General features: G+C 40.5%; 20 protein-coding genes. 17 read left to right on the top strand and 3 right to left on the bottom strand.

What is annotated here, in order from left to right; genetic code table 11:
• Window positions 1–46 precede the first annotated feature (46 nt).
• A complete protein-coding gene (locus tag COD92_RS01115; protein ID WP_098995849.1) occupies window positions 47–532 on the top strand; it encodes a VanZ family protein in 486 nt (161 codons plus the stop codon).
• Window positions 533–539: 7 nt separating this feature from the next.
• On the opposite strand, the gene COD92_RS01110 is transcribed toward COD92_RS01115, so the two are convergent.
• Window positions 540–1199, bottom strand: coding sequence for a lysozyme family protein (locus COD92_RS01110; protein ID WP_098995848.1), 660 nt, complete (start codon window positions 1197–1199; stop codon window positions 540–542).
• Between the two features lie 205 nt (window positions 1200–1404).
• On the opposite strand from COD92_RS01110, the gene gatC reads away from it, so the two are divergent.
• From gatC to COD92_RS01090, 4 genes are all read left to right on the top strand, one after another.
• Window positions 1405–1698 carry an Asp-tRNA(Asn)/Glu-tRNA(Gln) amidotransferase subunit GatC gene (gatC, locus tag COD92_RS01105; protein WP_098530774.1) on the top strand — a complete coding sequence of 98 codons (294 nt, stop codon included), beginning with the start codon at window positions 1405–1407 and terminating at the stop codon, window positions 1696–1698.
• Between the two features lie 12 nt (window positions 1699–1710).
• Window positions 1711–3168 (top strand): Asp-tRNA(Asn)/Glu-tRNA(Gln) amidotransferase subunit GatA, encoded by a 1458-nt coding sequence (gene gatA / locus COD92_RS01100; RefSeq protein WP_098530810.1) that lies wholly within the window; start codon window positions 1711–1713, stop codon window positions 3166–3168.
• 12 nt (window positions 3169–3180) lie between these two features.
• Complete coding sequence (gene gatB, locus COD92_RS01095) at window positions 3181–4608, top strand: Asp-tRNA(Asn)/Glu-tRNA(Gln) amidotransferase subunit GatB (RefSeq protein ID WP_098530773.1); 1428 nt, start codon at window positions 3181–3183, stop codon at window positions 4606–4608.
• Between the two features lie 431 nt (window positions 4609–5039).
• Window positions 5040–5738 carry a VIT1/CCC1 transporter family protein gene (locus tag COD92_RS01090; protein WP_098995847.1) on the top strand — a complete coding sequence of 233 codons (699 nt, stop codon included), beginning with the start codon at window positions 5040–5042 and terminating at the stop codon, window positions 5736–5738.
• A 605-nt stretch (window positions 5739–6343) separates the two neighbouring features.
• Here the strand turns inward: COD92_RS01090 and COD92_RS01085 are convergent.
• On the bottom strand, window positions 6344–6775 hold the full coding sequence (locus tag COD92_RS01085) for a VOC family protein (protein ID WP_098530771.1): 432 nt from the start codon (window positions 6773–6775) through the stop codon (window positions 6344–6346).
• Window positions 6776–6983: 208 nt separating this feature from the next.
• On the opposite strand from COD92_RS01085, the gene COD92_RS01080 reads away from it, so the two are divergent.
• Both COD92_RS01080 and COD92_RS01075 read left to right on the top strand, forming a co-directional pair.
• Window positions 6984–7520, top strand: coding sequence for a DUF1697 domain-containing protein (locus COD92_RS01080; protein WP_098530770.1), 537 nt, complete (start codon window positions 6984–6986; stop codon window positions 7518–7520).
• An 18-nt stretch (window positions 7521–7538) separates the two neighbouring features.
• Complete coding sequence (locus tag COD92_RS01075; RefSeq protein ID WP_098530769.1) at window positions 7539–8090, top strand: thioredoxin family protein; 552 nt, start codon at window positions 7539–7541, stop codon at window positions 8088–8090.
• Window positions 8091–8132: 42 nt separating this feature from the next.
• On the opposite strand, the gene plsY is transcribed toward COD92_RS01075, so the two are convergent.
• Window positions 8133–8762, bottom strand: coding sequence for a glycerol-3-phosphate 1-O-acyltransferase PlsY (gene plsY, locus COD92_RS01070; protein ID WP_098530768.1), 630 nt, complete (start codon window positions 8760–8762; stop codon window positions 8133–8135).
• Window positions 8763–9287: 525 nt separating this feature from the next.
• Here plsY and COD92_RS01065 point away from each other — a divergent pair.
• The 10 genes from COD92_RS01065 to COD92_RS01015 all read left to right on the top strand — a co-directional run bounded on the left by COD92_RS01065 (window position 9288) and on the right by COD92_RS01015 (window position 19958).
• A complete protein-coding gene (locus COD92_RS01065; RefSeq protein ID WP_098530767.1) occupies window positions 9288–9833 on the top strand; it encodes an RNA polymerase sigma factor in 546 nt (181 codons plus the stop codon).
• Window positions 9830–10366, top strand: coding sequence for an anti-sigma factor family protein (locus COD92_RS01060; protein ID WP_098995846.1), 537 nt, complete (start codon window positions 9830–9832; stop codon window positions 10364–10366). The genes COD92_RS01065 and COD92_RS01060 overlap by 4 nt, the downstream gene beginning before the upstream one ends.
• Window positions 10363–11448 carry a hypothetical protein gene (locus tag COD92_RS01055; protein ID WP_098995845.1) on the top strand — a complete coding sequence of 362 codons (1086 nt, stop codon included), beginning with the start codon at window positions 10363–10365 and terminating at the stop codon, window positions 11446–11448. The genes COD92_RS01060 and COD92_RS01055 overlap by 4 nt, the downstream gene beginning before the upstream one ends.
• Window positions 11449–11532: 84 nt before the next feature.
• Window positions 11533–12450, top strand: a complete 918-nt coding sequence (locus COD92_RS01050; protein WP_098995844.1) for a hypothetical protein — start codon at window positions 11533–11535, stop codon at window positions 12448–12450.
• Window positions 12451–12544: 94 nt separating this feature from the next.
• Window positions 12545–13486, top strand: a complete 942-nt coding sequence (locus COD92_RS01045; RefSeq protein ID WP_098530763.1) for a diacylglycerol kinase — start codon at window positions 12545–12547, stop codon at window positions 13484–13486.
• 204 nt (window positions 13487–13690) lie between these two features.
• On the top strand, window positions 13691–14236 hold the full coding sequence (locus tag COD92_RS01040; protein WP_098995843.1) for a cysteine hydrolase family protein: 546 nt from the start codon (window positions 13691–13693) through the stop codon (window positions 14234–14236).
• Window positions 14237–14299: 63 nt separating this feature from the next.
• Window positions 14300–15775, top strand: coding sequence for a nicotinate phosphoribosyltransferase (locus COD92_RS01035; protein WP_098530761.1), 1476 nt, complete (start codon window positions 14300–14302; stop codon window positions 15773–15775).
• A gap of 255 nt (window positions 15776–16030) precedes the next feature.
• Window positions 16031–17419: a 23S rRNA (uracil(1939)-C(5))-methyltransferase RlmD gene (rlmD, locus tag COD92_RS01025; RefSeq protein WP_098530759.1), complete on the top strand. Its 1389-nt coding sequence runs from the start codon at window positions 16031–16033 to the stop codon at window positions 17417–17419.
• A gap of 419 nt (window positions 17420–17838) precedes the next feature.
• Window positions 17839–18600, top strand: a complete 762-nt coding sequence (locus tag COD92_RS01020) for a DeoR/GlpR family DNA-binding transcription regulator (protein ID WP_176550382.1) — start codon at window positions 17839–17841, stop codon at window positions 18598–18600.
• 389 nt (window positions 18601–18989) lie between these two features.
• Entirely contained in the window at window positions 18990–19958 is a 969-nt protein-coding gene (locus tag COD92_RS01015; protein WP_098530757.1) for an ABC transporter substrate-binding protein, read from the top strand.
• Window positions 19959–20007: the final 49 nt, after the last annotated feature.

Genomic DNA, 20007 nt, shown 5'->3' with positions numbered 1-20007 from the left:
ACTATGGTATGGTAGAGTTTGACACTTTAAAAATGGAGCAGTGATAATGAAGCTGATTTTTAAACTAATCCTGACACTTATCCTTTGTGTTTATATTGCTATTCTTTCAAAATTAATCCTTTTTAAATATATCCCGTTATCGCAAATTATTGAACATTTTAACTTTACATACGATGGTTACCACTGGCGTGACAATAACTTCGTTCCCTTCAAAACCATTTATTTCTACATGTATTTAGCTGATATTAATTTAACTATCCGAATTGAGAATTTAGTAGGGAATATCATCGGATTTGCCCCATTTGGATTTATTTTACCATTGCTCTCAAAAGGGTTCCAGAAACTTAGCACGGTTACCATTACCACCTTTATCTTGAGTTTAACGTTTGAAACCATTCAACTAGTATTTGAATTTGGCAGCTTTGATGTCGATGACCTTATTTTAAATACCCTAGGTGGGATATTAGGTTATATCCCGTTCAAAATCCTTCAAGTGACAACTGTGAAAAGTATACAAAACAAAAACACCTAATGATTCTTTAAAAAGATCCACTAGGTGTTTTTTCGCTGTTTGTCACAGGAACACTATCCACTAACAATTGAATATTCTTATTCACCTTGGTGCTGTAGGTAAAATCACCATAGCAATATGGATAGCGGAAATTATCCTTGTCTCCGCCGCAATTATATAGGGCTGGTTTTTGTTTTACCTGTAGAAGGGAAAAATCCTTTGCCAGTTCCTCACTATGTTTCCCGCCATGCTGCGCTACATAGTCAATATAGCCAGCCCCCATGTTATATGCCTGTATAATCGTTGGGAAATCTACCTTTTTTTGAGTTCCATAAGCCAGGACGCGTTGAAAATGCTTTACTCCGACCTGGATACTCTGTTTAGGGTCAGTAATCGTATTTTTAGCCAAACCGGCCGATTCAGAGGCCTGCATCGGATCTCCGCCAAGGCCGTGACTTTCCTGCTGCATCAGGGCAACAAGTACAGGGGTGTGCTCCTCGAGCTGATATTTTGCTAATTCGTCATGGATAAAAGGCGTATATTTTTTTACCGCTGCAAAAGTATCAGTTTTCACGAACGGAGGGGAAATTTGTTTTTGAAAGTGAATTTGAACCCAAGCCAATCCGCAAAAAAGCAAAAACAACACGAAAAAGGTTTTCCATTTCTTCCGTTTTCGTTTCTTTTTCATTACAATTACTCTCCCAAATTCTTAGCTTATTTGAATATTATAAATGACGTCTCTTCACGCTGTCAGGTTTCATTTTTGTTAAAATGTTAAATGATAATCTAAAACTCTCTTTGTTTGTTAATAATGAAGAAGGAATCATTGCGGTAAAGCGAAAAAGTTTGGTATTATCAATTATAAAATAATATTGAGATAGGGGGTTAAAAGCATGTCACGAATTTCAACGGAAGAAGTAAAACACGTTGCCAACTTGGCGCGATTAGCCGTTACGGAAGAAGAAGTCGAAAAATTTACAAAACAGTTGGATAAGATTATTACTTTTGCAGAACAGTTAAATGAATTGGATACGGAGAATGTGAAGCCTACATACCATGTCCTTGATATGAAAAATGTATTGCGCGAGGACGTTTCACAAAAAGGGCTGCCGCGTGAAGAGGTGCTGAAAAATGCACCTGAGCATCAGGACGGTCAAATTAAGGTACCATCGATATTGGGAGAGTAGGGAGTGAAAAAATTGAGTCTATTTGATTATAAAGTTTCGGACCTTCATGAGTTAATACATAAGAAGGAATTAACCGTATCCGATCTCGTAGAAGAGTCATATAAACGTATTGGCCAGGTTGAAGACAAGGTCAAGGCCTTTTTAACCCTAGATGAAGAAAGAGCCCGGGCAACTGCAAAATCACAAGATGAAAAGTTGAATTCTGAAGATTCCAGAGGTTTGCTTTTTGGCATGCCGATTGGCGTGAAGGATAACATCGTTACCAAGGGTTTGCGTACTACTTGTGCGAGTAAAATTCTAGAAAATTTTGACCCGATTTATGATGCAACGGTTGTTCAAAAACTGCAGCAAGCAGAAACCGTTACAATCGGTAAACTAAATATGGACGAGTTTGCAATGGGATCCTCAAATGAAAACTCCCACTACCAAAAAACACGTAATCCATGGAATCTTGAAAGGGTGCCTGGCGGTTCTTCAGGCGGTTCTGCAGCATCTGTCGCATCAGGAGAAGTGCTTTTCTCCTTAGGGTCTGATACCGGCGGTTCCATCCGACAGCCTGCGTCTTTTTGTGGCGTCGTTGGAATGAAACCAACTTACGGCCGTGTATCTCGTTTTGGTCTCGTCGCCTTTGCTTCATCGCTTGATCAAATCGGTCCAATTACAAGAACGGTTGAGGACAATGCTTATCTATTACAAGCTATCTCTGGTTTAGATCCAATGGACTCAACTTCTGCGAATGTTGATGTTCCAAATTTTGCTTCTGCTCTAACAGGCGACATTAAGGGTCTAAAAATCGCCGTGCCAAAAGAATATTTAGGCGAAGGTGTGACAGATGCAGTCCGCCAATCTGTAATGGATTCATTAAAGGTCCTTGAGAGTCTTGGCGCTGAATGGGAAGAAGTTTCTCTACCGCATTCCAAGTATGCCTTAGCAACTTATTATTTGCTGTCCTCATCAGAAGCATCAGCAAACCTTGCTCGTTTTGACGGGGTGCGTTATGGCTATCGAACTCAAGATGCAGAAAGTTTAATTGAATTATATAAAAAGACACGTGCAGAAGGCTTCGGTGATGAAGTAAAACGCCGGATCATGCTTGGTACGTTTGCACTTAGCTCCGGTTACTATGATGCTTATTATAAAAAAGCACAGCAGGCCCGGACGTTGATTAAGAAGGATTTTGAAGATGTTTTTGAAAAATATGACGTAATTGTTGGACCAACAACACCAACACCTGCGTTTAAAATTGGCGAAAAAATCGATGATCCGTTAACCATGTATATCAATGATATTTTAACAATCCCAGTTAACCTTGCCGGCGTACCTGGAATCTCCATTCCATGCGGCTTTGATGCAGGTCTTCCGCTTGGATTACAAATCATTGGCAAGCATTTTGATGAAGCAACCATTTATCGTGTTGCCCATGCGTTTGAGCAGGCAACAGACTTTCATAAACAGAAGCCAGAATTGTAGGGGGTGGAAACGATGGAATTTGAAACAGTAATTGGACTTGAGGTCCATGTTGAGTTAAAAACAGAATCGAAGATCTTCTCAGCAAGCCCGAACCACTTTGGGGCTGAGCCGAATACCAATACAAGTGTAATTGACCTTGGATATCCGGGTGTACTGCCTGTCCTTAACAAAAAGGCAGTTGAGTTCGGAATGAAGGCAGCGATGGCTTTAAATTGTCAGGTTGCCACACATACAAAATTTGACCGTAAGAACTATTTTTATCCAGACAACCCGAAAGCCTATCAAATCTCGCAATTTGACCAGCCGATTGGTGAGCATGGCTGGATTGAGATTGAAGTAAACGGCTATACGAAAAGGATCGGGATTACAAGGATTCATCTAGAAGAAGATGCCGGCAAGCTGAACCACGAAAAAGGATATTCTTTGTGTGATTACAACCGCCAAGGAACGCCGCTAGTCGAAATCGTTTCTGAGCCGGATATCCGTACTCCGGATGAAGCCTATGCTTATCTTGAAAAATTAAAATCAATTATTCAATATACAGGTGTTTCCGATTGTAAAATGGAAGAGGGCTCGCTTCGCTGTGATGCCAATATTTCCATCCGTCCAGTCGGACAAGAAGAGTTCGGAACGAAAACCGAATTAAAGAACTTGAACTCATTCAACTTTGTCCGTAAAGGTCTTGAGTATGAAGAAAAACGCCAGCGGGAAGTAGTATCTTCAGGCGGGACGATTGATCAGGAAACACGCCGTTTTGATGAAGCTACAGGGACAACAATTTTAATGAGGGTTAAAGAAGGTTCTGATGACTATCGTTACTTCCCAGAGCCAGATTTACTTGATTTATATATAGATGAGGATTGGAAAGCACGGATTCGTGCTGAAATCCCTGAGCTTCCGGACCAGCGCCAAAAGCGTTATATTGAAGAACTTGGCTTGCCTGTTTATGATGCCAAAGTATTGACGGTAACGAAAGAAATGGCTGATTTCTTTGAGGCAACGGTTAGCGGCGGTGCTGATGCGAAGCTTGCTTCGAACTGGGTTATGGGTGATGTGTCTGCATACCTAAATGCTGAGGGCAAGGAACTTGATCAGGTGGCGTTAACTCCGGAAGGGTTAGCAGGCATGATTAAGTTGATTGAAAATGGAACGATTTCTTCTAAGATTGCCAAAACTGTTTTTAAAGAGTTAATTGAAAATGGCGGCGATGCGGAAAAAATCGTTAAGGAAAAAGGACTTGTACAAATTTCTGATGAAGGCACACTTCTTAAGATTATTGCAGAGGTACTTGATGCCAATCCGAAATCAGTAGAAGATTTCAAGGATGGAAAAAATAAGGCCGTTGGATTCCTTGTTGGTCAGCTGATGAAAGCTACTAAGGGACAGGCTAATCCACAACTGGTCAATAAATTGTTGCAGCAGGAATTGCAAAAACGATAAATTGGAAGCTGGCAGATTTATTCTAAAGGGTTCCCTGTTGAGGTGCTTACTCTGCCCGAATTGACAGTCGTTTTGACATTGTAATTGGCATATAAAAAAAGCAAAACTCGCCATAGTATTGGCGAGTTTTCTTTGTTATTGAATCCGAAACTTCTTACTTTAAGTGTAATCCTTCACAAAATTGATATGAAACGGATTAGTTTAATAGGTGTTTAAATTGGGATCCTTTGTTAAATTCATGGTTCAAATAGCGCCTGGATTAATTCCCTATTTTTCATTCCAATAGAACATTTTACAGCTTTTCAAAGATGAATCAAAAACTTAATAGAGAATTCAATGAACTCATGGGATAATTGATTTAATTACAAGAATTGTAATGCTAATTATATTTTATCTATTAATGTCACATCATCTAATTAGGAGGTGAAAAAATGGATCAACACCTACATCACGTAGAACAACACTTTACTGGATCTGACTTTATTCGAGATGTTGTCATTGGTATGTCAGACGGATTAACCGTACCGTTTGCATTAGCTGCTGGATTGTCCGGTGCAGTTGATACAACAACTTTGATCCTTACTGCCGGAAGCGCTGAAATTGCAGCAGGGTCTATTGCGATGGGACTCGGCGGATACTTGGCAGGGGAGACGGATGCGGAACATTACGATTCTGAACTTGCCCGTGAAAAACGCGAGGTTATCGAACTTCCAGAGCGCGAAGAAGAGGAAGTAGCTGAAATTTTTCGGGAATATGGACTCGAAGAAGCTCAAATAAAATCGATTACCGAAACCATGAAAAAGAACCCTGAAAAATGGGTGGATTTTATGATGAAATTCGAATTGGGGCTGGAGAAGCCTGAACCGACAAGGGCGAGAAACAGCGCAATTACCATTGCGTTTTCTTATATTATCGGCGGGATAATCCCTTTGTTTCCTTATTTTATCTTCAAGCATCCTGCAACCGCATTAATGGTTTCTGTAATTGTCACGCTGATTGCTTTGTTGATTTTTGGATATATAAAAGGAAGGTTCACGGGAACATCACCAATTAAGAGTGCTTTTCAAACGATGATCACTGGAGGACTTGCAGCAGCAGTCGCGTTTGGTCTAGCGAGAATTCTCACCTGACGGTTGGAATTGCGTAAGTAGTAATCGATAAATGCATGCATCCCCTGCCTTATGGTGGGGGGCAATTTGTGTAGATGAATAACGTATGCCAATTCATACGTCATTTCTTGTGCCATTTATTAAGGAAGCACCCGAAAACGGAACCCTTTAGATTTATTCTTTCAGCTTTTTTATTACGGGGAAGTGTCGAAACATGTCTCGACAGTATTTTCCCGGGAAATGGAGAAGGAATCCTTTGATTGTAAGGGTTTAATGGATTTCTAATCAAACGTTTAGTTGGTAGGGGATATTGGGGGAGGGTGTCGATGGGTGTCGTTGATGACTAATCTCGGCAGTATTCTTGTTAGTTATTGCTGGCATCATTTTACTAAAAGGCATTTGAATTCAAGTCTTGTAAGGCTTAAAACCAATTTAATTAAACGTTTGTTTAGTTCCTATATTTCTACAAAATTCTTCTGGTTTTGGTACGAAAAATCTATATGTACCAGGGTTTTAATGGAATTTAATTAAACGTTTGTTTAGTTTCTAAGTAAAATTAATCAAACGTTTGTTTAGTATGAAATATTTATGACAAAGAAAACGAGGATAGCTATGTATCCTCGTTTTTAAAAGGCAATCATGGCTCCCCGTTCATCAAAAACAGCACTCGGATTCCATGCGACTTCCCAAAGGTTTTTTTCAGGGTCTGCAAAGTAGGCAGTACGCCCACCCCAGAAGGCGTCACTTGGTTCTCTTAGAATGACCCCGCCAGCTTTACGGATTAGTTCGATAGTTGAATCTACTTTTCCTGGCTGCTCTACATTTATAGCAAATGTCACGGGGTGAAAAGTTTCAGGAGATTTTGGCAATTCAACGCCAGCATCTTTTGCCAGCTCTGCTATTGGAAAAAGTGTAAGCAGGACGCCGGCAGTTTTAAAGACAGCATATGTATCAGAGCTGGTCTCCGTTTCCTCCCAGCCCAGGGATTTGTAAAAAGCTCGAAGAACCGGTAAGTCATATGCACCGATCGTTAATAAGTTAATTCTTTGTGGGACCATCGTTTATTCCTCCATTTTATTATTGTTATTATTATTGTTCTTCATATGCGGATTGTCTCCCTCTTTATTTTCCTATTTATTTTCATAGGGAAACCTCCCAAAAACGAAAACAGTAAGATTTTAGAGTATAAGTCTTTTCGATAGTTTATTCTTTATTCTAAATGGTAAGATTTAGGTAAGGGATATCATAAGGATGCGAGGCTGAGGAATGACTATTTATATTGGGCTGTTACGGGGTATTAATGTTGGCGGGCATCACAAAATTAAGATGGCAGACTTAAAAAACCTATTAGAATCGCTGGGCTTACAAAAAGTGAAGACATATATTCAAAGTGGTAATGTTTTATTTGAATCAGTAGAGGAAGCAGAACAACTTAGTAAGAAAATTGAGGAAGAACTAAATAATACCTTTGGTTTTCCAGTGCCGGTCGTTATAAGAACCGCGGAGGAACTACAACAGATTATCCAGGATTGCCCATATTCAACGGATATGTTAAGTGAAGGGGAAAGTGTCCAAGTTGCCTTTTTGGGAGGAGAACCTTCTAGAGAGGGTATCAACCACATGTACAGCTATAACAATGATTTAGAAGAGTGTAAAATTAAGGGGAAAGAAGTTTACTTCTACTTCCGTAAGAGTATCAGGGATTCTAAGCTGGCAACACAGCTTCCCAAACTTCGCGTACCGGCAACTGTACGTAATTGGAAGACGGTTGTGAAGCTAGAGGATCTCTCAAAATCATTTTAAAAAGAGGTGCATACGAACATGAATTTAAATGAATGGTATCAAAAAGGGTTGAGTTCTGACGAGTACATCCACTCAATGAAGCAAAATAAAGAAGAAATGCTGACTATTTATGAGAAGTTTAACTTAACGGCCGAGGATCAAGGCAGGCTGGGAGCTTTAAAGGAGCAACAATTAAGGGTTATTGCACTGTCAGAGGATTGGTGCGGTGATGCGCTGCTCAATAACCCTGTTTTGATGAAGATTGCCGAGGCAGCGGGGATGGAACTTCGTTTTGTCCTCCGTGATCAAAACCTAGAATTAATGGACCAATACTTAACCAACGGCACATCCCGAGCGATTCCTATTTATGTTTTTATAAATAAGAAAGGTGAAGAAGTGGCGGTTTGGGGGCCGAGGGCAGCAGAGATGCAGGCGCTTGTGATGGAAAGGCGTGCAGGACTTCCAGACAAGGACGCACCAGATTTCCAAGAGAAGCAAATGGCGATGTATAAGCAGCTAAGAGATTCATACCTAACCGACGCTGGAATATGGCAAACGGTTGCTGATAGCATCATAGCTAAACTTTTATAAAAAAGAAGGGGGGGACTTCAATTAGAAGGCCCCCCTTTTTGGTTACATCTTATAGCCGCCGCCGTTCTTTGGTGGAATGCGATCGTTTATCAGTTTTTTATCATTAATCTTCGGTTCAATGCCAAGGATGAAATTACGTATGTTGGAGCGGTGAAGATACAGTAAAAAAAGTGAAAACACTAAGAAGATAAGTTCTAATTCCAGTTTAGGAGAGATAAGGGCATAAGCAAACATGCTAAGGCCAACTGAGATGGAGCCAATAAATACATATTTTGTTAGAAAGATTACTAAGAAAAAGCATACATAGGCGATGACCAGTAAAGGGATATTCGAAATCAACAGAGCACCAGCTGTAGTTGCAATCGCTTTGCCGCCTCGAAAACCTGCGAAAATGGGAAAACAATGACCAATGACTGCTGATAGGCCGAAGTATAGCGGCTCTGCATCAAGCTGAAAGTAGATTGGCAGATAAGCAGCTAATGAGCCTTTTGCCAGATCAATGAGGAGCACAACCACGGCCCATTTCTTACCGAGGACTCTAAGGGTGTTGGTGGCGCCGGGGTTTTTACTTCCGAGCTCGCGGATATCGACCCCGAAGAATAGCTTGCCTACAATTAGTGCGGTGGGAATGCTTCCAATTAAGTAGGAAGCTAAAAGCAGCGACCAAAACATTTACATCATTCCCTCACAATATATTTTCTAATAGAATTCTAACATACTAGAATGGTATTATTTTGGTAAATTATCACAATTAGGAAGAAAAGGGAGTTCTCTATATGAAGCCGACAGATTTTGGCCAAGTTGCTAATAGCTATGCGCGTTCATGAGAAGATATACCTGTGAAATTAATGGTAGTCTCCAGTTGTAGAATCGGTTTCTTGGATGGGGAATCTGGATGAACCAGCTCGAAATGAAGCTCTCAAGGAATTGTTTAGCTCCATTTCTGAGAGGGAGCCGTTCAAGATACCGCATGAGTGTAGTTTGTATTTTACGATTATCACAATAGAAACGTTTGAGACGTGTGAGGATATTCCTCCACGTTTTTTTATTTGGGTTAATTAATGGGGGGATCCAGACTTTTACATTAGTCATGTTATGATGAAAAAAATCTTATAAATTTTTTAAAATATGTGTAGGGTTAATTCAGATAAGTTTCGTCTATTGTTGTGAAAGAAAAAAAGAAAGGGGGGGAGAACGATTAGTGACACAGTCTTAATTGAAAAAGTACTCGAGGGCAATGATCATGCCTTTCGTCTATTGGTCGAGAAGTATCGCAATGATGTGTTCCGGACTGTCTTTGCGGTTCTTCGCGATCAAAAGGAAGCAGAAGACGCTGCCCAGGAAGTATTTATGAAAATTTACTCCTCTCTCCCCCAGTATGGAAATCAAGGGTTTAAAACGTGGATGACGCGGATTGCCGTTAACCATGCAATAGATGTTAAACGAAAACAGGCAAGACGAAGAGAGGATGTTGTGGAGGCACTCGAACAGCAGGTGCTGGGGACGCCAAAGGATAGTGTGGAAAAAGAAGTTATCGCCCAGGACCAGCGCCGCCTTGTTCAAAAAAAGCTGAATGAAGTTCCGGAGAATTACCGGGATGTGATTTACGGTTTTTACATAGCTGAAAAAAGCTATCAGCAAATGGCCGAGGAACAAAATGTTCAGGTGAAAACGATTGAGACCAAGTTGTACCGAGCGAGAAACTGGATAAAAAAGAATTGGAAGGAGGACGATTTTTCATGAAGCATTACAGTTACGAAGAATGGCAGCATTATGTGAAGGACGAACTTAGTGAAGACCGCCGCGAAGATTTGGAAAGTCATCTCTATACATGTGATCAGTGTCTAGAAGTTTACTTACAAGCTGTAACAGCAAATGAAACCTCCCTGCCAGCCCTTCCAGACGAACCAAATTTCACCGACCGTGTAATGGAAATGGGACCTTTCACAAATAAGAACATTAACAATGTGGAAATAGTTTTCTCGGTGCCTGTCACCCATAGTACTTTTAAGGGTGTGGAAATGGTGAATTCGGTGCCTGGCACCGAAAGGAAGCCGTTGTATCAGAGGGCAGGTTTTCATTATTTGCTGGCAGCGGCTGCGACTTTGCTTCTAATGTTTTCGGGGGCGTTTCAATCGCTTGCAACGTATGCTGGTTCTTTAGAGAAACCGATGATTCAGAAAAGGAAACCTAAGCCTTCTGTGACGGAAGGAGTTATTAATAAAACATTTGCATGGATGGATTCACTAGAAAAAAAGGAGGCAAATAAGAAATGAAAAGTTCAACCAAGGCATTAACACTATCCCTTTTTCCTGGCCTCGGACATATTTATTTCGGTAATATGGTGCGCGGGGTTCTGTATTTACTTTCGGTTGTTGGCCTGGCATTCGTTACCGTAATAGCCTTAATGAATAACACCCCAGAGGTTGCCATCTTAGCATTCATGGCGGGAATCTTTATTTATTTGATCAGTTTTATCGATATGGGCGTACAGGTCTCAAAACAAAAGAAGGCACGTCTCGCTGAAGGGGACACTGACCCTCAGAATCCTAACAAGGCTGCCCAAGACTCAGAGCGCTTTTATACGATTGTCCTCTCCTTTATCCCAGGACTAGGACACTTCCAAATTGGCCTTATGAATAGAGGATTAACGCTGCTAGGAGCGTTTCTAGGACTGGCTGTCATGGTCATCTTTGTAACATCCATGTCCAACCGCAGCGAGTTTATGGTTTTCTTGGCAGGACTGCCGATTATCTGGGTATATGGATTTTTTGATGCCGTTCAGCAAGTAAATAAAAAGCAGCGTGGAGAAGAGCTGATTGACCGAACAATCTTTGAGGACTTTGAAATGCGCCGGGAGGACGGAAAAAAGAGTAAATCGATTGCAACCTTTCTCTCGATTTTCCCGGGAGCGGGACACCTATATTTAGGCTTGCAGCGCCGCGGAATCCAGTTAATGGCTGCATTCTTGTTCTCGATTTATATCTTAGACGTATTAAGACTGGGAATCTTCTTGTTCTTAATCCCGATCATTTGGTTCTATAGCTTCTTTGATGCCATGCAGAAGGTTTCAAGGTTTGGGGTAGAAAAGGTCGAAGATGAACCAATTATCGCTTACTTCCTTAACCATCAAAAGTGGGTTGGAATCGGGCTTGTCTTGTTAGGGGTTTATTATTTATTGATGAACATCCTGCTGCCCGCCTTCTCACCGTTTATCAATCGATTAATCAATGTAGATATCATGTATTGGATTCAAGGCTATTTCCAAACCGCTCTTGTCTGTGTGTTGTTAATTGGTGGCGGAATCAAGCTTTTATCTGGCAGTAAACAAAAGAGGGAGGCAAAAAGCCATGAGTAAGTGGGGAAGCAGGATGGCTGGTGTAGTACTGATTGGAGCCGGAATTGGGTTTCTTTTTAGAAAAAGAAAGGGGGAGCATAAAGAATGAGGACTTGGCGCGTTGGAACGTTTTCAATGGGGGCCTCCCTTATTTTCCTAGGCCTCTTCCTTTTCTTTTCAAAGTTCCTCGGTTTAAACTTAGCGGAGGTGCTGATGGCTTGGTGGCCGGTATTACTAGTGGTTTTGGGGGTTGAAATTTTAGTCTATTTATTTCTTTCAAGACAGGAACAGCCCATATTAAAATATGATTTTCTAAGTATCTTCTTTGTCGGATTAATTGGTACTGCAGGTATTATCTTTGCGGTTCTTAGCTCAGCAGGTGTGATGGGCAAGGTAGAAGAGGTGATGGCAAAAGAAGTCCGTTCCTATGATCTCCCGGCTTTTTCGTATAAAACGGATGACAGTATAAAACGTGTAGTAGTCAGATCTGTTGGGTATGATATGACGGTTGAGGCAACAGAAGACAAAGCGGTCTCGATGTTTGGCACATACAGAGTAGAAACGGCGAAAAAAACAGCTTTGCTAAAGAATGCGGACGATATTGTTATGGCCAATCAGAAGGGGGACACGCTCTATCTGAATTTTAAAATGCTGCCTGACGAAATGGGTCCGTTTAATTCACAGGGAATCGTGGCAGCAACTATTCTGGTTCCTAACAATGTAAAACTAGAAGTGGTAGGAAATAATAATTCACTTAGTCTTAAACCTCGCACTCTTGTGAACGACTGGAATATTGAAAGTTCATCAGCTGTAACGGTGAATGTGATGAAAAATAGTAATATGACGGTAGAGACCGTTGGTGTTGACCAACTGAGTGGGAAAGAGTGGAAAATCACAGAGGAACCGAAGGGCGAAGAGCATGATGCTGCTGGGCCAAAAAGCGCGGTATATCAATCTGGTGAGAGAAAATACCTGATTCATATTAGCAATGCGTATGAGGTTAAGCTGAACATAAATCAATAATCAGTTTACCAATATATTTGTAAGCTTGAATAATAATTGGTAGAATATAGAACTGACAACGCCAATTGTTATTTAATAAATAGGATGATGATTAATGAAAAGAGCACGACTGATATATAATCCTACTTCAGGACGGGAAATTCTGAAGAAGAATTTACCGGAAATCCTTGAAAAACTAGAAATCGCCGGCTATGAGGCATCCTGCCATGCTACAACAGGTGCAGGAGATGCAACGCAGGCGGCACGGCTGGCAGTGGAACGTCAGTACGATGTAGTCATTGCTGCAGGTGGCGATGGAACCATACATGAAGTAGTAAACGGCCTCGCTGAACAAGAATATCGACCAAAATTAGGAATTATTCCAGCAGGAACAACCAATGATTTTGCCCGAGCCCTCCAAATTCCAAGAGATATCGGAATGGCAGTGGATATCATTACAAAAGGGGAACTAATTCCCGTAGACATTGGCCGGATTAATGATCGTTATTTTATTAATATTGCTGGCGGCGGCCGGATAACCGAGATTACATATGAAGTGCCAAGCAAACTAAAGACCATGCTCGGGCAGCTTGCCTACTATTTAAAAGGAATGGAAATGCTACCGTCCATTAAAGCGTCAGATCTTCGGATTGAATATGATGGAAAGCTGTTTGAGGGGGAAGCCATGATGTTCCTTGTCGGGCTGACCAACTCAATCGGTGGATTTGAAAAGCTGGCACCGGACGCTTCGATTAATGATGGTTTATTCTCTTTGTTAATTTTGAAAAAGGTAAATCTGGCTGAGTTTATCCGGATTTCGTCACTAGCAGTTCGCGGTGAACATGTAAACGATCCAAATGTGATTTATACACAGGCTAATCGAATTAAGGTTTATTCCAGCGAAAAGGTCCAATTAAATTTAGACGGTGAATTTGGCGGTCTGCTTCCGGCAGAGTTTGAAAATCTATACCGTCATTTAGAAGTGTTTGTGCCTCTAGATGATATCCGTCCGAATGACCGTCCGACAGATTGGGTTACAGGTCAAAGATATAGTTAAGAAAAGCGCAAGCGCCTTGATTAGCCCCGACAAGCATAAGCCAATCCGGCCGAANNGGGCTAGGCGCTGGAGCTAGACAATTTTCAAAGTCAAAAACTTTTATACTTTCTTATCTTATAAGAAAAGTCCGTTCCTCGTGGAGCGGACTTTTTTCCACATTCTGTGTATAATGAGTGAAAGACTTTTTTAAGGAGGAATCCAGAAATGAGAGCCTTAATTAATATTGATTATACATATGATTTTGTTGCAGATGCCGGAGCATTAACCTGCGGGGTACCAGGGCAGCAGATTGAAGGTGAAATTGTCGAGCTCACCAAGGAATTTATTGAAAATGGCGATTATGTGGTATTTGCCATTGATGTTCATGACAAGGGCGATCAATACCACCCGGAAACGAAATTATTTCCGCCCCATAATCTGAGAGGAACGGCTGGCCGTGATTTGTTCGGCGCTCTTCAGGGGGTGTACGATGATAATAAACAGCTTGAGAATGTGGCCTATATGGATAAAACCCGTTATTCCGCCTTTGCGGGAACAGACCTTGAAATTAAACTGCGTGAGCGTGGAATCACTGAGGTGCATCTTGTGGGCGTTTGTACAGATATCTGTGTGCTTCATACCGCGGTCGATGCCTATAATAAGGGATTCAATATTGTTGTCTATAAGGATGCTGTTGCATCTTTTAATCAAGCGGGTCATGAATGGGCGCTCGAACACTTCGCACAATCCCTCGCTGCTATGGTGAAATAGATTTTTAAATGTTATGATAAGTTATATTTTATTAAGCTGTAATAGTATTCCGGAGGTTTTATGATGAAACACATTTATCATGATGATAGTTTATCTCTGCATACCGATTTGTATCAGATTAATATGGCAGAGACGTATTGGAGAGATGGCATACATAATAAACGTGCGGTATTTGAGCTGTTTTTCCGCAAGCTGCCATTTGGAAATGGCTATGCTGTTTTCGCTGGCCTAGAAAAAGTGATTCAATTTATCCAAGGGTTTCGTTTTAGTGAAGAAGACCTTGAGTATTTGAAAAATGAAGTGGGTTACAAGGATGATTTCCTCGACTATTTAAAAAATATGCGTTTCACCGGGACGATTCGTTCTATGCAAGAAGGCGAGCTAGTCTTTGGTAATGAACCTATCTTACGGGTGGATGCACCGCTAGGCGAGGCGCAAATCATTGAAACAGCGTTACTTAACATTGTGAACTATCAAACATTAATTGCGACCAAGGCATCTAGAATGAAGCAGGTTGTTGGTGATGCGGTGGCGATGGAATTTGGAACAAGACGGGCACAGGAGATGGATGCAGCCATTTGGGGAACGAGAGCAGCCTATCTGGCAGGCTTTGACTCGACCAGTAACGTGCGTGCAGGAAAACTATTCGGCGTTCCGGTTTCTGGTACACATGCGCATGCAATGGTCCAAGCCTATAAGGATGAATATACAGCTTTTCACAAATATGCGGAAACACATAAAGATTGTGTCTTTTTAGTGGATACATATGATACCCTTCGCCTTGGAGTGCCAAATGCCATCAAGGTGGCGAGAGAGTTGGGCGACAAGATTAATTTCATCGGCATTCGCCTTGATAGCGGTGACCTTGCTTATCTATCCAAAGAGGCTCGTAAAATGCTGGATGAAGCTGGTTTTCCAGACGCGAAAATTGTAGCATCAAGTGACCTTGATGAGTATACGATTATGAGTTTGAAAGGGCAAGGGGCAAGAATTGACAGCTGGGGAATTGGGACCAAGTTGATCACGGCCTATGACCAGGCAGCACTTGGTGCAGTTTATAAAATTGTTGCAATTGAAGATGGAAATGGTCATGGTGAATTAGAGGATACCATTAAAATTTCCTCTAATCCGGTGAAGGTAACGACTCCGGGGATGAAAAAAATTTACCGGATTATTAATAATACCAATAACCATGCCGAAGGGGATTATATTGCGATGGAAGATGAAGTTCTGCCAGAAAAACGGCTGCGCATGTTCCATCCAACTCATACGTTTATAAATAAAGTGGTAACGAACTTTACGGCAAAGGAACTCCATGTGAACATATTTACTAACGGAGAGCTAGTATATGAGGTCCCTTGTTTAGAAGAGTCTCGTGACTATTTAAAGCAAAACCTTGATAGTCTTTGGGATGAATATAAGCGTACGATGAATCCGGAAGAGTATCCCGTTGACTTGAGTCAAAAGTGTTGGGATAACAAGATGAGAAATATTGAAGAGGTAAAAGAAAAAGTGGCTGCGATGAAAGCAGAGGAATAATGTTTAGGACGTCCTGAAATTGGGGCGTCCTTCTTAATGGCTGAAAATACACAACTCCGCGGAATTATGTTCAGATTCGACGGGAAAATTAGAATTTTAGGCGGAATAAAGGTAAAATCGACGGAATTAATAAGGATTGACGTGGAATTATCACAGGAACACGCGGAATCACGTCACCTCATAAGCATCATTTCGTGTTCCAACCCAATGTATGTTACAATCTTTCTAGTCAATTCGGAGAAAAGGAAGAAATAAATGAACAAAACGATCCCAGTAACTAAAAATGAATTTATAGATGTAGTGTTTGAGGATTTAACCCATGACGGGGCAGGAGTAGCAAAGGTAGATGGGTATCCATTATTTGTCCCAAACGGTTTACCCGATGAAAAGGCTAAAGTGAAGGTAATTAAAACCGGTAAAAGCTATGGTTTTGGAAGATTAATCGAGCTTTATGAAAAAAGCCCGTACCGGGTTGAAATTCCGAGCAGTGAACGTCATAAATACGGCGGCTGCCAGCTCGAGCATATCAGCTATGAAGGCCAGCTAAAATATAAAGAAAATCAAGTCCGTGAAGTGCTAACTAGAATCGGCAAACTCGAAGATGTCATCGTTCATCCGATCCTAGGTATGGAAAATCCTTGGCATTATCGAAATAAAGCACAGGTGCCTGTTGGCGAAAAAGACGGCCAACTGATTGCTGGTTTTTTTAAACCAAGGAGTCATGAAATTGTCGATACCGATGAAAGCCTAATCCAGTTGCCGGAAATTAATGAGGCCGTTCAGACAATCAAAGAGATCTGCAGCAGGCTTGCTATCCCTGCTTATCAGGAGGAATCACATAAAGGAGTCCTCCGTCATATTATGGCACGCTTCGGAAAGCAGACGGGCGAGCTTATGGTTGTGCTGATTACGAGAACCGCAGAATTACCACAAAAAGATAAGTTGGTTGAAGAAATCATAGCACGGCTGCCAAAGGTGAAATCAATTGTTCACAATGTAAACTCTAAACGTACTAATGTTATATTGGGTGAAAAGACGAAGGTTTTATGGGGAAGTGAGATCATTTACGATTATATTGGCGAAGTGAAATTTGCCATCTCCGCTTTGTCGTTTTACCAAGTTAACCCGGTTCAGACAAAGGTACTTTATGACATGGCCCTGGAGTATGCTGATTTGAGCGGTGAAGAAACCGTAATTGATGCTTATTGCGGAATCGGGACGATTTCTTTATTTTTAGCACAAAAGGCTAAAAAAGTTTTCGGAGTAGAAGTGGTGCCAGAAGCGATTGAAGATGCCAAGCGAAATGCGGAGTTGAATGGACTAGCCAATGCCGAGTTTGCTGCCGGAGAAGCAGAGGTTGTGATTCCAAAGTGGTACAAGGAAGGTAATACTGCGGATGTGCTCGTGGTTGACCCGCCTCGTAAAGGCTGTGATGAGGCGTTGCTGCAGACAATTATTGATATGAAGCCTAAGAAAGTGGTCTATGTATCCTGTAATCCTGCGACGCTCGCCAGGGATTTACGAATCCTTGAGGATGGCGGCTACAAAACGGTTGAGGTGCAGCCGGTTGATATGTTCCCAATGACTACACACGTCGAATGCGTCTCGGCTATGATTTTAAAAGAAGAAGCAGGAACCCAGTAAGGGATTTCCTGCTTCTATTCAATTTTGGGACCACAAACGAGGAGTTACTCCCTAAATGGAGAACCTCCTTTTTCCCATTTAGTTCTATTTTAGAATTTATACTTCAATTTTTCTTTTTCAAAACTACTTTCATTTCTCTCAAATCGAAGCCCTTACTTGTGTTTACGTCTAAGTTTTACTTAGTCAGAGTGTTCCCCTAATAAATAATAAGTATAGTCTAACGTATTCTAATCGTCGAAAAACAATAGTTTTTTTATTTTATTAATTTTAAAATTTTCACAATTATTCCGAAATTCATATTGTAAATTGGTAAAATAGCACATATAATCAAAAATGAGCATAAAAAACCAAATTCATTCAAAAATGAGCTTAAGCGGTCAAACGTCGCATTTCAAATGAATTGGAGAGGAAACGATTCTGTGTACGGTATAGAAAGAAAGTCGGCCATATTAGAGTTACTAAACAAGAATGCTAGAGTTGATGTACAAGAATTAAGTCAACACTTCGACTTGTCTGAGTCAACCATTCGTAGGGACTTAAAGGAACTAGAGGAAGCACAATTGTTAAAAAGAACGCATGGTGGGGCTGTCTTGTTCAAAAGTGTGACCTTCGAACCGACTTACATTGAGAAAGAAGTGCAGTTTCAAAAAGAGAAAAGGGCTATTGCAAAGGAAGCGGCTAAGCTTATTGAGAACGGTGAAAGTATCTTGCTCGATTCGGGTACGACAACCTATTATCTTGCTCAAGAACTAAGAAAATTTTCGAGCTTACAGGTGGTTACCAATTCAATATTATGTGCCAACGAATTAAAGGATGTATCTGGAATTGAAGTCTTATTATGTGGTGGTTCTTTGCGTTCAGAAACACTAGCGTTGGTTGGTCCATTGGCTGAAAACAGCTTTAATCAAATTTGTGTAGACAAATCGTTTATTGCTACGAATGGCGTTGATGTAGAAAATGGCTTAACAACCCCAAATTTAATTGAGGCATCAACGAAAAAGAAAATGATTGATTGTGCGGAAAAGGTTATTCTCATTACTGATCATACTAAAATAGGTCAAGTAAGTTTTGCGAAGTTTGCGGATATTCATGAGATAAATTATTTAATAACCGATAGTGCTGCACAAAAGACCGTACTTAACCGCATTGAGGAATCAGGAATTTCTGTTCGAGTAGTCTGACTTTTCCCCCATAGGTAAGGATCTACTATCAGATAAAAGCAAAAAATGAAGGCGTTTAATGAAAGCGTTTTTAAAAAATATCCACACTATTTTTAGGAGGTGATGCTTATAGAGTTGTGAAAATAATAGAAGAGATTTTAAACGTTTTAATTAACTTGTTTTTTGGGGGAGAAAAATGAAAGAATCACAAAAAAGGTTACGATTTAGGGCAACCACGACCAAATGGAAAAAAGCCCAAAATCATAACCCAGCCTGAGTAAATCTAAAATTAATACTAATTTTAGCACTCATTTTTTATACTACGGTATTACAGATTTTATTACAAGGATTGTGTTTTGCTATAAGTATCTATTACTTTACAAAACTATATTTAGGAGGAATTACAAATCATGAAAAACTTTAAAATTTTTAATATAGTAATATTAATTTTAACTTTATGCTTTTTAGGTGCATGCAGCAATAATGAGAGCGCTTCTAATAGAGGTAAAACAGATGACAAGTCTAATACTGAAAAAAAGCTAAAGATTGGTTTAACAGTTCCAAATTTAAGTAATCCATTCTTTGTAGCGATGTCTAAAGGGGCTAAAGAAGTTGCTTCTAAGTATAATGCTGAAGTAACGACTGTAAGTGCGGATCAAGATCTTGCTAAACAAACTGCACAAATTGAAGACTTTATCACAAAAAAAGTTGATTTAATATTATTAAGCCCATTTGATTCTGCTGGTATTGCTGGTGCAGTTAGTGAGGCAAAAGCAGCAGGTATTCCGGTTGTTGCTCTTGATGGATTTGCAGAAGGCGGCATTGACTCAGTGGTTATGTCTGATAACGTTCAAGCAGGTAAATTAGCTGCGGAGTACCTTGTAAAACAACTTAATGGAAAAGGTAATATTGTTATTATTGATGGACCACCTGTTTCAGCAGTGACAGACCGAATTAAAGGTTTTAACGAAGTAATTAAAAAATATCCAGATATCAAGGTTGTTGCTAAACAAAATGGTGAGGGTAATCGTGAAAAGGCTCTTACCGTAATGGAAGGTACACTAACAGCAAACAAAAAAATCGATGCAGTATTTACAATAAATGATGAAGAGGCTGTTGGAGTACAAATTGCTCAAGAACAAGCTAGTAGACAAAATGAATTCTTTGTCGTAAGTGTTGACGGTGCGCCTTCTGCGGTTGATGCGTTGAAAAAAGGCGGAAGCTTTGCTGGTACTTCAGCACAATTCCCGAATCAAATGGTTATTGATGGTGTTGCCTTAGCATTAAAAGTCATTGATGGAAAGAAAGTTGACTCAAAAGTTCTTATTCCAACTAAATTTATCACTAAAGATAATGTTGATTCCTATAGTGGCTGGTAATTGATTTCCCTCTAGTGGAGGTAAAATATGGTGCTCTATCAGGAGCACT

It is taken from the genome of Bacillus sp. AFS037270, from assembly GCF_002585305.1.
This window is presented reverse-complemented; position numbering and strand designations above follow the sequence as displayed.

Bases quoted from the DNA above. Each gene is read 5' to 3' on its own strand.
- COD92_RS01115 (WP_098995849.1), top strand. From the start codon at position 47: ATGAAGCTGATTTTTAAACTAATCCTGACACTTATCCTTTGTGTTTAT.
- COD92_RS01110 (WP_098995848.1), bottom strand. From the start codon at position 1,199: ATGAAAAAGAAACGAAAACGGAAGAAATGGAAAACCTTTTTCGTGTTG.
- gatC (WP_098530774.1), top strand. From the start codon at position 1,405: ATGTCACGAATTTCAACGGAAGAAGTAAAACACGTTGCCAACTTGGCG.
- gatB (WP_098530773.1), top strand. From the start codon at position 3,181: ATGGAATTTGAAACAGTAATTGGACTTGAGGTCCATGTTGAGTTAAAA.
- COD92_RS01090 (WP_098995847.1), top strand. From the start codon at position 5,040: ATGGATCAACACCTACATCACGTAGAACAACACTTTACTGGATCTGAC.
- COD92_RS01085 (WP_098530771.1), bottom strand. From the start codon at position 6,775: ATGGTCCCACAAAGAATTAACTTATTAACGATCGGTGCATATGACTTA.
- COD92_RS01080 (WP_098530770.1), top strand. From the start codon at position 6,984: ATGACTATTTATATTGGGCTGTTACGGGGTATTAATGTTGGCGGGCAT.
- COD92_RS01075 (WP_098530769.1), top strand. From the start codon at position 7,539: ATGAATTTAAATGAATGGTATCAAAAAGGGTTGAGTTCTGACGAGTAC.
- plsY (WP_098530768.1), bottom strand. From the start codon at position 8,762: ATGTTTTGGTCGCTGCTTTTAGCTTCCTACTTAATTGGAAGCATTCCC.
- COD92_RS01060 (WP_098995846.1), top strand. From the start codon at position 9,830: ATGAAGCATTACAGTTACGAAGAATGGCAGCATTATGTGAAGGACGAA.
- COD92_RS01055 (WP_098995845.1), top strand. From the start codon at position 10,363: ATGAAAAGTTCAACCAAGGCATTAACACTATCCCTTTTTCCTGGCCTC.
- COD92_RS01050 (WP_098995844.1), top strand. From the start codon at position 11,533: ATGAGGACTTGGCGCGTTGGAACGTTTTCAATGGGGGCCTCCCTTATT.
- COD92_RS01045 (WP_098530763.1), top strand. From the start codon at position 12,545: ATGAAAAGAGCACGACTGATATATAATCCTACTTCAGGACGGGAAATT.
- COD92_RS01040 (WP_098995843.1), top strand. From the start codon at position 13,691: ATGAGAGCCTTAATTAATATTGATTATACATATGATTTTGTTGCAGAT.
- COD92_RS01035 (WP_098530761.1), top strand. From the start codon at position 14,300: ATGAAACACATTTATCATGATGATAGTTTATCTCTGCATACCGATTTG.
- rlmD (WP_098530759.1), top strand. From the start codon at position 16,031: ATGAACAAAACGATCCCAGTAACTAAAAATGAATTTATAGATGTAGTG.
- COD92_RS01015 (WP_098530757.1), top strand. From the start codon at position 18,990: ATGAAAAACTTTAAAATTTTTAATATAGTAATATTAATTTTAACTTTA.